Source organism: Gilliamella sp. ESL0441 (assembly GCF_019469185.1).
Classification (GTDB): Bacteria; Pseudomonadota; Gammaproteobacteria; order Enterobacterales; family Orbaceae; genus Gilliamella.
Window position 1 is genome coordinate 21,896 of the sequence record NZ_CP048264.1, and the last position, 14,135, is coordinate 36,030.

The following is a 14,135-nucleotide window of genomic DNA, read 5'->3' on the forward strand; positions in this document are numbered from 1 at the left end:
TATGATCCAATTTCAGCATGTTAGTAAAGTTTATTCAGGTGGAAAGCCTGCATTACAAAATATAAACTTTACCTTATCACAAGGTGAAATGGCATTTTTAACAGGACATTCTGGAGCAGGTAAAAGTACGTTAATGCGACTAATATGTGGACTGGAAAAAGCCAACGATGGTAAAGTACTTTTAAACGGTATAGATACCTCGACGCTTCGAAAACATGACATGCCTTTTTTACGTCGTAAAATAGGTATGATCTTTCAAGATCACCAATTGCTTATGGATCACACAGTTTATGATAATGTTGCTATACCATTGATTATTTTAGGTAAACCTATTGAAGAAATTCGTCGACGAGTTTCAGCCTCACTTGATAAAGTTGGATTAATAGATAAGATGAAGTTTTATCCTATCCAGCTATCAGGGGGTGAACAACAACGAGTCGGTATTGCTCGAGCAATTGTTAATCGCCCAAGTGTATTATTAGCAGATGAACCAACAGGTAATTTAGACGATAAACTTTCTAAAGATATTTTGAAATTGTTTGAAGAGTTTAATCAAACAGGCGTCACTGTACTAATGGCAACTCATAATTTAGCTCTTATTCGGCGTAAACATCATCGAATACTGCATTTAAATCAAGGGCGTTTAGAGGAATAAAATTAATGGTAAACGCTAATATAAGATCAGCCAAATCAAAAAATAAAAATAGCTTTATAGGGCGTTGGAAAAGGCAAATAGGTTATGCATGGTATAATGTTTTCAACCACTTTAAACAAAATCTTTTTGCTTCATTATTATCTATTTTGGTTATTGCTATTTCAATTACTTTGCCAACAATAGGTTATTTACTATGGAAAAATGCAAATCAAGCTGCCCATCAATGGTCACCGTCGCCTAATTTGACTGTTTACATTAATAAAACATTGGATTCTGAGCAAACTATCGGGCTACTCGACACTATTAAGTCTTTACCTGAAGTGGAAAAAGTTAATTATCTTTCACGTGATGAAGCTAAAGAAGAATTTATTTCATGGTCTGGATTCAGTAGTGCATTAGATCTCTTAGAAGAAAATCCATTGCCAGCTGTTGCAATTATTATCCCTAAACCAGAGGCAAAAAAGACAGAGATACTTCACAGGTTACAATCAGAAATCATCAAAATTGATGGTATTGATGATGTAAAACTAGATGATGGTTGGTTTACTCGTTTAATAGCTTTAACAGATATGGTTAAATCAATTGTATGGACTATTGCGATATTTATGATTATTGCAGTATCGCTAGTGATTGGAAATAGTATCCGTTTAAATATTTTTGCTCGAAAACAAACAATTATAGTTATGCAACTAATAGGTGCTACGGAGGGTTTTATTTTACGTCCTTTCCTGTATAGTGGTATGTTTATTGGATTCGTAAGCGCTTTAGTTTCTGTCGTTTTATCGGAAATATTTATTTTTCAGATAGAATCTATTATATTGAATGTTTCGGATGAATTTGGAACAATATTTAAACTTGAAGGATTATTGTGGGACGAAATCGTATTGATTGTATTACTTACCATTATTATTGGATGGTTTGCATCATTGATTACAACAAAAAAATATCTAAAAACTCATTAAGAAAATTTTTGTTTGTTCACCTTCATAGCAAGATTTCAAGCTTTATTATTGAAGCGATATTGAACTTGAATAATTGTTTGAATCATTCATATAAAAATATTTTTTGATTAAATCCCAAAATGTGAACTAAATCACATTTTAAGTGTCTAATCATATAAGATTAAGACTGTTGAAAGTTTTAGATTGTTGTATTGAAATAAATACAACAAAATTAGTTTAAATAAGGGGGAATTAAATGAGTACTGATTTAAAAATGCAAGTAGGTGCTTTAATCCCACAAGGAAATATTGAATCTTACCTTCGCATGATTAATACTTATCCTATGCTAACCGCAGAGGAGGAGAAGTCTTTAGGTGAAAAACTTTATTATCATGATGATGTTGATGCAGCAAGACAATTAATTCTATCGCACTTGCGTTTTGTTGCACACATTGCTCGTGGCTATTCTGGTTACGGTTTACCACAAGCAGATTTGATACAAGAAGGTAATATTGGTTTAATGAAAGCCGTACGCCGTTTTAATCCTGAAATGGGTGTTCGTTTAGTATCATTTGCAGTACATTGGATTAAAGCTGAAATTCATGAGTATGTGCTAAAAAACTGGCGTATTGTTAAGGTTGCAACGACTAAAGCTCAAAGAAAATTATTCTTTAATCTAAGAAAAAATAAACAACGTTTAGGCTGGTTTAATAGTGCTGAAGTCGATATGGTTGCTGATGAATTAGGGGTTAGCCGTAAAGATGTGCTTGAAATGGAATCGCGTATGTCTGCACAAGATATGTCCTTTGATGTCGACAGCGATGATGATGATAACGCAGTTGTTGCACCGGCATTATATTTAGAAGATAGTAATTCAGATTTCTCAAAATCAATTGAAAATGATAATTGGGAAAATGATGCAACGGATAAATTACATGATGCACTATCACAATTAGATGAACGTAGCCAAGATATCATTAAAGCACGATGGTTAGATGCTGATGATAGTAAATCAACGTTGCAAGTTTTAGCTGATAAATATAGTGTTTCGGCTGAACGTATTCGTCAACTTGAAAAAAATGCAATGAAAAAACTACGTGTTGCGATAGAAGCATAAATAATTTGTTATTGTTAACTTATTAAACCTTGCTATTTAACAGCAAGGTTTTTTTATATCCTAAATAATTTTATTAATATTAAAAGATAATTTATTATCGTTTTATTTTAATATTTTATTGTTCTTTTATTTCCCTTGTTTTATACTTTCTTTGGTAAATTTAACAAAAAGGAAATAAATATGAACACAGATATAGCTAAAAACCAGACACGATTAAATCAATATTGTAAGTTTATGGCGGTATTGATATTGCTCCCTATTCTATTTATGCTTATTGGAACCGTGTCGCCAATGCTGTTTTATTTTTTTCATACCAATAACATTGGACTGGAATCACAAGGATATTCATTCTTCATTTCTATGGCAATTGATGATGGTCTTGACATCACTACTTTAACCTTTTGGCAAGCTGCTTTGGCTACATTTATTGATACTACAAAAATTATTATTTTAATATATGCCTTTTATCAACTAAGATTGCTATTCGTTAATTTTGGGGAAGCAGATTATTTTTCAATTAAATCAGCAAACTACTGTTACAAATTTGGTAAATTATTGGTGATATGGGCGGTAGTAGGAGTCTTATCAGAACCGATATTAACGGCTATATTAAGTTACCATCAGCCTGAGCCTTATTTTTCGATATCCTTTGCTAGCGAAGATTTTATGACACTACTTTTAGCGGCAAGTATTATGTTTATCGGTCAAATCTTAAAGAAAGCCTGTCAGATCGCCGAAGAAAATAGACAGTTTATCTAAATATGGCATATAAATAATAACGTTAAGTACGATACAATGACGTTAACCTAGAAACCGATTTAATAGGATCTTAATGTGGCAATTATTATAAATTTAGATGTGATGCTGGCTAAACGCAAAGTTAAATCCAAAGACTTAGCGGCCGCAATCGGCATTACAGAACAAAATTTATCATTACTTAAGCAAGGTAAAGTAAAAGGATTCAGGCTAGCAACCCTCGAGGCAATCTGTAAACATTTAGATTGCCAACCGGGTGATATACTGGAATATAATGATAAAGAGTAAATGATTAACTTATTGCAAATAAGGCGGCTTCCTGGGCATGCAATAAAGCAGTATCAAAAAACGGCGTCAGACAATCTTTCTGTTGGATTAATAAACCAATTTCGGTGCAACCCAGTATAACGCCTTGTGCACCTTGCTTAACAAGTTTATCAATAATATTAAGATAAGCTTGCTTAGCGCTTGGCTTAATTATGCCATGGCAGAGTTCATCATAGATAATTTGATTGATGATCATTCTATCTTGCTCATCGGGAATAAGCACTTTTAATCCTTTATTAATCAGTTTTGATTTATAAAAGTCTTGTTCCATCGTATATTTTGTTCCAAGCAAAGCAACGGTTTGAATATTTTCTTTGATTAAGTGCTGTGCCGTAACATCAGCAATATGAAGAATGGGAATATCAATGGCTGCTTGAATCTGATCTGCGACTTTATGCATAGTATTGGTACAAATCACGATGAAATCTGCCCCAGCTAATGCTAGTCTTTTCGCTGCATCAATTAAAATAAGCGCACTTTTATCCCACTCACCATTGGCTTGGCAATGTTCAATTTCTTGAAAATCGACACTATATAAAAGTGTTTTCGCTGAATGTAATCCTCCTAATGATTGTCCTACCTTTTGATTGATAACTTGATAATAAGTCACGGTACTTTCCCAGCTCATCCCGCCGATTAAACCTATTGTTTTCATTTTATTCATCCTTAACGTACTAAATCATAATATAACTTCTTTAAGATATCTTTTAGTTTATTATTAAAAGTTTATGTATCTCTTCTCTCAAAAAATAGTACTAATGTTATAATTTATCTTATTGGAATTTAAGATAAAAAACAATTAATGTCTAAACCGTTATCAAGTTATCATCCCTTACTTTATTGGTTAAGGGTAAATCAGCGCCGCTTGTTTCGTCATTTGTTCTGGTATTGTTCTTCGCGTCGAACGTAGTCATGATTTACGTTTACCATATCGATATAAAAAACATACATCCAAATTAATACGTCGATTGGGTAACAGCGATATTCAGCTTCAATACAATAAAGTCATAAATCTAAAAATTGCAGTTGATTCGTTAAATGGAATCTTAATTAAACCAGGTGAATATTTTTCGTTTTGTCGATTAGTCGGAAAACCAACTAAAAAGCGAGGATTTGTGAATGGAATGGAACTTTCATTTGGTGTAGCTCGTTCCGGTATTGGCGGTGGTATATGTCAGATTAGTAATCTAATTCATTGGTTAGCTCTCCATTCAGAACTCCAAATAGTCGAACGAGCAAATCATAGCTTTGATCCTTTTCCTGATGATGGTCGAGTGTTGCCTTTTGGTTCGGGTGCCGCTGTTTTTTATAATTATATTGATCTTATTATTTATAATCCTACCGATAAAACGTTTCAAATTATGCTTCATGTTGGAGAGCACCAACTAGAAGGTGAGCTATTATGTGATGAAGAAAGACAATACAGCTATCATGTTTATGAAAAGCAGCATGCCTTTATTAAAAGGCAAGGTGTTATCTATAGAAAAAATGAAATCTGGAGAGACACTATGACCAAAAACAATGTCGGCGGCGCCCCGGCATGTATTTGTTCAGAAATGATGTATAAAAATAATGTAATTGTAAAATACGAAGTGAATGGAGAATTGATAACTAATGAAGAAAGCGAGTAAATATCTATTATTAATGCTAATTATGTGTTTTTCCTTTTCATGTTTTGCTGATCCCAAAGTAATTCATGTCGTTGTTGCATTATGTGATAATAAGTATCAAGGCATTGTACCCGTTCCGGCCGCAATTGGTAATGGTCAAGATCCAAAAAATAATCTTTATTGGGGCGCGGCCTATGGTTTTAAAACCTATTTTAATAAACAAAAAGAGTGGCAACAGGTAAAAATAAATAAACCAGAGAATAGTAAAATTTTGGAAGAAATAATTTATAAACATAAAACAAAAGATGTTTATCTTATAGCACAGGCTTATGATGGTAAATATATTAATGATGCTGTTAATGATTTTATAACCTATTCAGCTGGGAAGAAAGAAGCTTCTTATTCAATCAATAACACCCAAATTGTCGCAGGGGGAAAAGCCAATTTAGTTATTTATATTGGTCATGACTCTTTAATGGAGTGGTCATGGCGAAATTATTTACCCGATAATTTACGCTGGGATACTTTACCCAAAAATGTTCAAGAAAAACAAAAATCACGCTATGCAGCGGTATTTGCCTGTAAAAGTCAAAAATATTTTACTCCACCACTATCTCGTTTAGGAATTAATCCGTTGATCTTAACCTTGCACCGTATGGCGCCCGAAGCATATAGTATTCATGCTATGATTGATAGTTGGTTGGATGGTAAATCAAAAGATGAAATAAGGCTTAAAGTCGCAATGGCTTACAGCCAATATCAAAAGTTAAGCAAACCAGCCTTACATATATTTACGACAGAATATAGTCAATAATCTGTTTGTTGAAGTAGATAATTAAACTTATTAAAAAGAAGGAAGATAGATATGATGCAAATACCTAAATTTGTTATCTTAACTGGTGCCGGAATTTCGGCGGAATCTGGACTATCGACATTTCGTGCACAAAATGGATTATGGGAAGGGTATGATGTCAACGATGTTGCAACCTATGAAGGTTATAATCGAGATCCCATTGCAGTTCATTCCTTCTATAATATGCTACGAAAAAAATTACAAAGCCCTGAGGTAAAACCAAACTTAGCTCATTTTGCTTTAGCTGAGCTTGAACATAAGCTCGGCAGTGAAAATGTATTAGTGGTGACACAAAATGTAGATAATCTACATGAACTGGCAGGTTCAAAAAATATTATTCATATGCATGGCGAATTATTAAAAGTTCGTAATGAGCAAACAGGGCAGATTATCGATTGTCTTCAAGATGTCGATTATCAACAAAATAAATTTATTCGCCCTCATATAGTATGGTTTGGAGAAATCCCTTTACAAATGGATAAAATCTACGATGCACTTTCACAGGCAGACTATTTTATCTCTATTGGAACTTCTGGCAATGTTTATCCTGCCGCGGGATTTGTAAAAGTTGCTAATCAATCAGGGGCTAAAACTGTTGAGCTTAATTTAGAGCCAAGTTTGGGTGAAAGTTTATTTCAAACTAAAATTTACGGACCTGCAAGTCAAGTTGTGCCTGAATTTATTAAAGATTTCATCTTATAACATGATTATTTGAGTTTTTTTAAATAATTTCTACCACCTAAATTATTCATTTGAGTACGAATCCATTCAGACTTTTTCTGTAAATTGTCACTAGGATTAATTGGGCTCCATTTTCTTGGGTTAGGTAATGTTGCTGCAAGTAAGCTAGCTTGATGTGGTGTTAATTGATCAGCACTAACATTAAAATAGTGACGAGAGGCGGCCTCAATACCAAAAATCCCTTCACCCCATTCAACGCTATTTAAATAAATTTCAAGTGTCCGCTGCTTTGACCAAATAAGCTCAATCCACACTGTAAACCAAGATTCTAACCCCTTACGAATCCAATTACGTGACGACCATAAAAAAATATTTTTTGCGACTTGCTGAGTAATAGTACTTGCACCATGAATTTTTTTGTTATTTTTATTGTGCTTTAATGCTCGATTAATGGCTTTAAAATCAAAGCCCCAATGATTTGCGAAATTTTGATCTTCCGCTGCAATTACGGCAATTTTGATATTATCCGAAATTTCATTCCAGTCTTTCCATATTCGTTGTTGAGGCATATTCCAATGAGAAATCTTTCTTTGTAGCATTAACATTGAACCAAAAGGATCGACCCAACGCATAGCGAAAATCAATATTATTGATAAAAGTACAAATCCGATAATTAATTTATTGATAATCCTAATAAAATTTTTGAAAATTCGATTCATGTTGATAAAAGAAAAAAAGTCACCATAAAAATATAACATATTATTTACAATCAGCTTAAATTATTTTATTGATTTGATAACAAAATAATTTAATTACAGATGCATCAAATAGAAATAACCGGATTAACAATCTGAAATTAATCATTGATTAACTGGTGTTATTAGCATTGAATAATGTTTAATACTATCCTTGCTAATCATTTTTTTAATGAAAGCTATTTAAAGCTAAATAGAGATAATAAAAAGTAAAAAATTGACAGATTTAACGCTGTTTTTTTAATCTCAATGATAATTTTATTATAGACCCTACATTCACAAAGGATTACAATAACATGCGCTAAAATCGCGGATTTAAACCCGTTTTCATTTTAACAATTAAATATAGCTGAGTTATTGATGAGCAAAAAATTACATATCAAAACTTGGGGCTGCCAAATGAATGAATATGATTCAACCAAAATGGCAGATCTCCTGGAATCCACCCACGGTTTAACATTAACAGACAATGCAGAAGAAGCAGATATTTTATTATTAAATACATGCTCTATTCGGGAAAAAGCCCAAGAAAAAGTCTTTCATCAACTAGGTCGTTGGAAAAATTTAAAACAACATAATCCTGAAATTATCATTGGGGTTGGTGGATGTGTGGCTTCTCAAGAAGGTGCGCATATTCGTAAACGTGCACCTTTTGTCGATATTATTTTCGGTCCGCAGACTTTTCACCGTTTACCGGAAATGATAGAGCAAATTCGAAGTGGAAAAGGAAATCATGTTGTCGATGTAAGCTTTCCTGAAATTGAAAAGTTTGATCGTTTACCTGAACCTCGCAGTGAAGGTCCGACAGCGTTTGTCTCGATTATGGAAGGATGTAATAAATACTGTACTTATTGTGTGGTACCTTACACCCGTGGTGAAGAAGTGAGTCGACCTTGTGATGATGTAATCTATGAAATAGCTCAACTGGCAGAACAAGGTGTGCGTGAAGTGAATTTGCTTGGTCAAAATGTGAATGCTTATCGAGGACCAACCTTTGATGGCGATATTTGTTCTTTTGCGGAACTACTTCGGTTAGTCGCTGCCATTGATGGTATTGATCGTATTCGTTTTACAACTAGTCATCCAATTGAGTTCACTGATGATATTATCGATGTTTATCGTGATACGCCTGAACTAGTTAATTTTTTACATCTACCAGTGCAAAGTGGCTCAGATCGTGTTCTAAATTTAATGAAACGTACGCATACAGCACTTGAATATAAATCAATTATCCGAAAACTACGCAAAGTCCGTCCAGACATTCAAATTAGTTCTGATTTTATTGTTGGATTCCCAGGTGAAACACAAGAAGATTTTGAACAAACCATGAAATTAATTGCTGATGTCAATTTCGACTTAAGCTATAGCTTTGTCTATTCTGCACGCCCTGGTACACCAGCAGCAGAAATGGAAGATAATGTTTCAGAAGACGAGAAGAAACAAAGACTTTATATTTTACAGGAACGTATCAATCAGCAAGCGATGCAGTTTAGCCGTCGTATGCTAAATACCGTACAACGTATTTTAGTCGAAGGGCCATCCAAAAAAGATTTGATGGAATTAACCGGCAGAACTGAAAATAACCGCATTGTAAACTTTGAAGGCCATCCAAATATGATTGGTAAATTTGTTGATGTTGAAATTACCGATGTTTATCCAAATTCATTAAGAGGTAAAGTTGTGCGTACCGAGGATGAAATGGATCTGCGTGTGAGTGAATCTCCTATGTCTGTAATCTCAAGAACCCGTAAAGAAAATGAGTTAGGTGTTGGTATCTATCAGCCATAAAATAGAATAGATAATTATAAAATTCCAATCATACTGGAATGAAAGGAAATTACCATGTTTATCATATTTGGCTCTACTGGGCGGGAAATAAACGAAAAAACAGGGCAATTTAATTGCCCTAAGTGTTGTTTACAACAATACATTACAAAAGATGAAAAACAACAAAAATATACACAAATTAAAGTAGCAAATTATTTCACATTATTTTTTATACCTATTTTTAGTTACCAAACATTAGGAAGATATATAAAGTGTAATCATTGTCATTCAGAATATGATGAAAATGTTTTAAAATATGTACCACCAACGTTCGAGCAACAGATAGAAAAGGACGTTGAGCAAGAATTAAAAAGTGGTACACCAATCTCAATGATGATAAATAAACTAAAAATGCAAGGATTAGATGATCAACAAGCTACAAAACTGGTTGATCAGATAGTGTCGGGAAATATTGCTACTTGCCATCATTGTAAAATGGAATTTTTAAAAGGTGTTGAAAGATGTCCTTTATGTGAAGGATATCTTAGCAAATAACATGAATGATTAGAGGGTTTATCATTGAAAATTATTACACATCAAACCGTGCTTGAACCAGATGATAATCAAAGGTTAAATAGCCTTTGTGGTCCCCATGATGACAATGTAAAACAACTCGAACGTCGACTTGGTATTGAAATTAATCATCGAGGTAATCTATTTTTAATTACCGGTGATCAGATTTGTGTTAACGCAGCCGATCAAATTTTAATGTCACTTTATCAACAAACTAAAACCAAAAACAACATTATTGATATTGAACCCGAACACATTCATTTAGCGATAAAAGAATCCGGTGCGCTTGAAAAAATGAAAGAACATCTTCCTGCTTATACTGATCAGCATGGAAGTAAAATGGTGATGATTAAAACAAAACGTGGAGTAATCAAACCAAGAACTCCCAATCAGGCTCAATATATTGCGCATGTTTTAGATTATGATATCTCGTTTGGTATTGGGCCAGCTGGAACGGGTAAAACGTATTTAGCGGTGGCTGCTGCTGTTGATGCACTAGAAAAGCAACAGATTCGTCGGATAGTCTTGACTCGACCGGCCGTTGAAGCGGGTGAAAAACTCGGATTCTTACCGGGTGATTTAAGTCAGAAAGTCGATCCATACTTACGTCCACTTTATGATGCGCTATTTGAAATGCTTGGTTTTGAAAAAGTGGAAAAACTAATTGAAAAAAGTGTGATTGAAGTTGCGCCACTAGCGTATATGCGAGGAAGAACCTTAAATGATGCATTTATTATTCTTGATGAAAGCCAAAACACGACCATAGAGCAGATGAAAATGTTTCTTACACGGATTGGTTTTAATTCTAAAGCTGTCATTACTGGAGATATTACACAAATTGATTTACCTCGTCATCAAAAGTCAGGTTTACGTCATGCAATTGAAGTTTTAAGTCAAGTTGATGAAATTAGCTTTAACTTTTTTAACAGTGAAGATGTTGTTCGTCATCCAGTAGTTGCTAGAATTGTGAATGCTTATGAGCAATGGGAACAGCAAGAGCAAACCACAAAAAAAAGTATTTAAAGGAGTAATATCATCTCTATCGTAACTAGAAAAAAGAGAACTAATATTCGAGATCATTCCGCAGAAACTAATTTATTTCTGCGTAGAGCGCTCTTTGCGTTTGTAGGAATCATTATTCTGATTATTATTTTACTTTGTAATTTGGCGGATCTTCAAATTGCAAATTTTAGTTATTACAGTACTAAATCAAATAATAATCGTATCGAAACGATACCCATTCCCCCAAGCCGCGGCATGATATATGACCGTAATGGAACACCATTGGCTATTAATAATATTACTTATCAACTCAATATTATTCCTGATAAAACTAAAAATCTTAACGAACAATTTGAGCAATTAAAAAAAGTCGTTGATTTAACAGATGAAGATATAGAAAATTTTCAAAAAGAGAGACTAAATTACCGCTCTCACAGACCTGTTCCGCTAAAAGAAAACTTAACAAAAGAGCAAATAGCACGCTTTGTTGTCGATCAACACCGCTTTCCTTTCGTTTCAATTGTTAAAATTCAACATAGATATTATCCATATGGTGCATCACTTACACATATTCTCGGTTATATCTCAAAAATTAACGCTAACGATAAAAAGCGTTTAGAGGAACAAAACAAAACGAGTAATTATGTAGCAACACTTAATATTGGAAAAATGGGTGTTGAACGGTATTACGAAGATGTATTACATGGAACAGCAGGTTATGAAAAAGTTGAAGTTAATAGTCGGGGACGAATTGTTCGCCTATTAGAGCAACATCCACCACAAGCTGGTGAAGATATCTATTTATCGATTAATCTCAAATTACAACAATACATTGAACAATTGCTTGTTGGACGTAAAGCTGCTGTCGTTGCTATTGATCCAAATAATGGTGAAATATTAGCGATGGTATCAAGCCCAAGTTATGATTCAAATGATTTTGTTGGTGGGATATCTAGTGCTAAATACAATGAATTACTTCATGATCCCAATAAACCGTTATTTAATCGGGCTCTTCTCGGTGCCTATCCACCGGCATCGACCGTAAAACCTTTTATTTCAATTGCAGCATTAAGTGAAGGGATCATAACTCCAAAAAGTATAATTTATGATCCAGGATCATGGCAATTACCAAATTCTGAAAGACGTTACCGAGACTGGTTACGATCAGGGCATGGAAATGTTGACGTCTTAAAAGCATTAGAAGAATCAGTGGATACCTATTTTTATCAAGTTGCTTATGATTTGGGAATAGATCGCTTAAATTTATGGATGACAAAATTTGGTTACGGTCAACGTACAGGAATCGATATTTCACCAAATGAAGAGGCTCGGGCAGTTTTGCCTAGTCGTGAATGGAAGATACGGCGTCATAAAAAACCATGGCTACAGGGCGATACTATTCCGGTTGGTATAGGTCAAGGATATTGGACTACGACACCAATTCAAATGGCAAAAGCCTTGACAACACTTATTAATAACGGAAAAACTTACACTCCGCATTTTTTATTATATAAAAAAAGCGATATTCTTAATTCAAATGAAAATCACCCAGAAATTAACCCGACAAAATATGAAGAGCCAAATGGTTTAATTGATGTTAAATCAAATTATTGGGATCTTGTTAAAGAAGGTATGCACAAAGTAATGTTTGGTTCACGGGGAACAGCCCGAAAAATTTATCTTGGAACGCAATATCAGGCGGCTGGTAAATCGGGAACAGCACAAGTTTATGGTTTAAAAGAAAATGAAAGTTACAATGCGCATAAAATTCCAGAACATTTACGCGATCATGCACTATTCATTGCTTATGCACCTTATGATAAACCCAAAATAGCGTTAGCTATTGTTCTCGAAAATGGGGGGGGAGGAAGCTCTAATGGTGGTGCTGTCGCTCGCAAAATACTTGATTTTTACCTTCTGGGAGATGACTCTAAAGAATTAAATAATAGTTCTTCAAATACAGGACATGAAGATTAAGCATGAATAATATCAAAAAATCTTTTTGGCAAAAAATACATATCGATCCGCTTTTTTTGTTATTTATAACTTTGTTACTTGGTTATAGCCTTTATATCCTCTGGAGTGCAAGCGGACAAAGCTTAGACATGATGCAAAAACGTACTATTCAAATACTGCTTGGCTTTTTTGTGATGATTTTTTTTGCGCAATTCTCACCTCGAACTTATGAAAAATGGGCTCCGTATCTATACATCGTTTGTATTATTATTTTATTGCTCGTCGACATTTTTGGTTATACTAGCAAAGGTGCGCAAAGATGGTTAGATTTGGGTATTTTACGTTTTCAACCTTCAGAGATAGCTAAAATTGCCGTACCACTCATGGTTGCTAAATTTATTCATCGTGATGGCTGTCCCCCACCTTTAAAAACCACTTTACAAACCTTGGCTATTATTGGTGTGCCAACTTTACTTGTTGCAATGCAACCGGATTTAGGTACAGCGATTTTAATCGTGATGTCAGGAATTTTTATCATCTTTTTGGCTGGTATTGATTGGCGATTTATTATTGTTGCCATAATCTTAATTGCTGCTTTTCTTCCTATCATGTGGTTCTTTTTAATGCATGATTATCAAAGGGAAAGAGTTTTAACTCTGTTTAATCCAGAGCGCGATCCTAACGGCGCAGGTTATCATATTATCCAATCAAAAACTGCAATTGGCTCAGGGGGAATATGGGGTAAAGGATGGCTTGAAGGCACTCAATCTCAACTTGAGTTTTTACCAGAAAGACACACTGACTTTATTTTCTCAGTGATTGCTGAGGAGTTTGGCTTTATAGGTAACGTTATTTTATTAGTCCTATTTTTATGTTTAATTGTGCGTGGTCTTATTATTGCCGCACAAGCACAAACTACATTTGGCAGAATTCTGTCTGGTGGATTGGTATTAGTATTCTTTGTTTATGTGTTTATTAATATTGGTATGGTGAGTGGAATCTTACCTGTAGTTGGTGTACCATTACCTTTAATAAGTTATGGTGGCTCATCTTTAGTCGTTCTAATGGCAAGTTTTGGCATTATGATGTCTATTCACACACATCGATACATGTTATCTAAAAATATTTAACGGAATTCAATT

General features: G+C 34.0%; 14 protein-coding genes and 1 pseudogene. 13 read left to right on the forward strand and 2 right to left on the reverse strand.

All coding sequences use genetic code 11. The annotated features are described in order from the left end of the window. Position 1 precedes the first annotated feature (1 nt). The 5 genes from ftsE to GYM75_RS00135 all read left to right on the forward strand — a co-directional run bounded on the left by ftsE (position 2) and on the right by GYM75_RS00135 (position 3,757). On the forward strand, positions 2 to 655 hold the full coding sequence (gene ftsE / locus GYM75_RS00115) for a cell division ATP-binding protein FtsE (RefSeq protein WP_220216214.1): 654 nt from the start codon (positions 2 to 4) through the stop codon (positions 653 to 655). Positions 656 to 660: 5 nt separating this feature from the next. Beyond that, the gene (ftsX, locus tag GYM75_RS00120; RefSeq protein WP_220216215.1) at positions 661 to 1,617 is read left to right on the forward strand and encodes a permease-like cell division protein FtsX; all 957 of its coding nucleotides are present in this window, start codon (positions 661 to 663) and stop codon (positions 1,615 to 1,617) included. A 235-nt stretch (positions 1,618 to 1,852) separates the two neighbouring features. Then, positions 1,853 to 2,713, forward strand: coding sequence for an RNA polymerase sigma factor RpoH (gene rpoH / locus GYM75_RS00125; protein ID WP_220216216.1), 861 nt, complete (start codon positions 1,853 to 1,855; stop codon positions 2,711 to 2,713). A 180-nt stretch (positions 2,714 to 2,893) separates the two neighbouring features. Then, positions 2,894 to 3,472: a DUF2975 domain-containing protein gene (locus GYM75_RS00130; RefSeq protein WP_220216217.1), complete on the forward strand. Its 579-nt coding sequence runs from the start codon at positions 2,894 to 2,896 to the stop codon at positions 3,470 to 3,472. Between the two features lie 75 nt (positions 3,473 to 3,547). Next, complete coding sequence (locus GYM75_RS00135) at positions 3,548 to 3,757, forward strand: helix-turn-helix transcriptional regulator (protein ID WP_220216218.1); 210 nt, start codon at positions 3,548 to 3,550, stop codon at positions 3,755 to 3,757. 4 nt (positions 3,758 to 3,761) lie between these two features. Here the strand turns inward: GYM75_RS00135 and GYM75_RS00140 are convergent, their stop codons facing one another. Beyond that, a complete protein-coding gene (locus GYM75_RS00140; protein ID WP_220216219.1) occupies positions 3,762 to 4,451 on the reverse strand; it encodes an aspartate/glutamate racemase family protein in 690 nt (229 codons plus the stop codon). A gap of 147 nt (positions 4,452 to 4,598) precedes the next feature. Here GYM75_RS00140 and GYM75_RS00145 point away from each other — a divergent pair. The 3 genes and pseudogenes from GYM75_RS00145 to cobB all read left to right on the forward strand — a co-directional run bounded on the left by GYM75_RS00145 (position 4,599) and on the right by cobB (position 6,961). After that, positions 4,599 to 5,427: pseudogene (locus GYM75_RS00145) on the forward strand (VanW family protein). Further along, positions 5,411 to 6,220, forward strand: coding sequence for a hypothetical protein (locus GYM75_RS00150; protein WP_220216221.1), 810 nt, complete (start codon positions 5,411 to 5,413; stop codon positions 6,218 to 6,220). Before GYM75_RS00145 ends, GYM75_RS00150 begins: the two are co-directional and overlap by 17 nt. 54 nt (positions 6,221 to 6,274) lie before the next feature. Then, a complete protein-coding gene (gene cobB, locus GYM75_RS00155) occupies positions 6,275 to 6,961 on the forward strand; it encodes a Sir2 family NAD+-dependent deacetylase (protein WP_370632144.1) in 687 nt (228 codons plus the stop codon). Between the two features lie 5 nt (positions 6,962 to 6,966). Here the strand turns inward: cobB and mtgA are convergent, their stop codons facing one another. Beyond that, the gene (mtgA, locus tag GYM75_RS00160) at positions 6,967 to 7,650 is read right to left on the reverse strand and encodes a monofunctional biosynthetic peptidoglycan transglycosylase (RefSeq protein ID WP_370632145.1); all 684 of its coding nucleotides are present in this window, start codon (positions 7,648 to 7,650) and stop codon (positions 6,967 to 6,969) included. Positions 7,651 to 8,055: 405 nt separating this feature from the next. Between mtgA and miaB the strand changes: the two genes are divergently transcribed. From miaB to mrdB, 5 genes are read left to right on the forward strand one after another with little or no spacing between them, the layout of a single operon-like run. Beyond that, positions 8,056 to 9,483 (forward strand): tRNA (N6-isopentenyl adenosine(37)-C2)-methylthiotransferase MiaB, encoded by a 1,428-nt coding sequence (gene miaB, locus GYM75_RS00165; protein ID WP_220216224.1) that lies wholly within the window; start codon positions 8,056 to 8,058, stop codon positions 9,481 to 9,483. Positions 9,484 to 9,537: 54 nt separating this feature from the next. Next, positions 9,538 to 10,017, forward strand: coding sequence for a zinc-ribbon domain-containing protein (locus GYM75_RS00170; protein ID WP_220216225.1), 480 nt, complete (start codon positions 9,538 to 9,540; stop codon positions 10,015 to 10,017). Positions 10,018 to 10,041: 24 nt separating this feature from the next. Next, positions 10,042 to 11,058: a PhoH family protein gene (locus GYM75_RS00175; RefSeq protein WP_220216226.1), complete on the forward strand. Its 1,017-nt coding sequence runs from the start codon at positions 10,042 to 10,044 to the stop codon at positions 11,056 to 11,058. A gap of 18 nt (positions 11,059 to 11,076) precedes the next feature. Next, positions 11,077 to 13,014, forward strand: a complete 1,938-nt coding sequence (gene mrdA, locus GYM75_RS00180) for a penicillin-binding protein 2 (RefSeq protein ID WP_370632146.1) — start codon at positions 11,077 to 11,079, stop codon at positions 13,012 to 13,014. A gap of 2 nt (positions 13,015 to 13,016) precedes the next feature. Continuing rightward, the gene (gene mrdB, locus GYM75_RS00185; RefSeq protein WP_220216227.1) at positions 13,017 to 14,123 is read left to right on the forward strand and encodes a peptidoglycan glycosyltransferase MrdB; all 1,107 of its coding nucleotides are present in this window, start codon (positions 13,017 to 13,019) and stop codon (positions 14,121 to 14,123) included. Positions 14,124 to 14,135 lie beyond the last annotated feature (12 nt).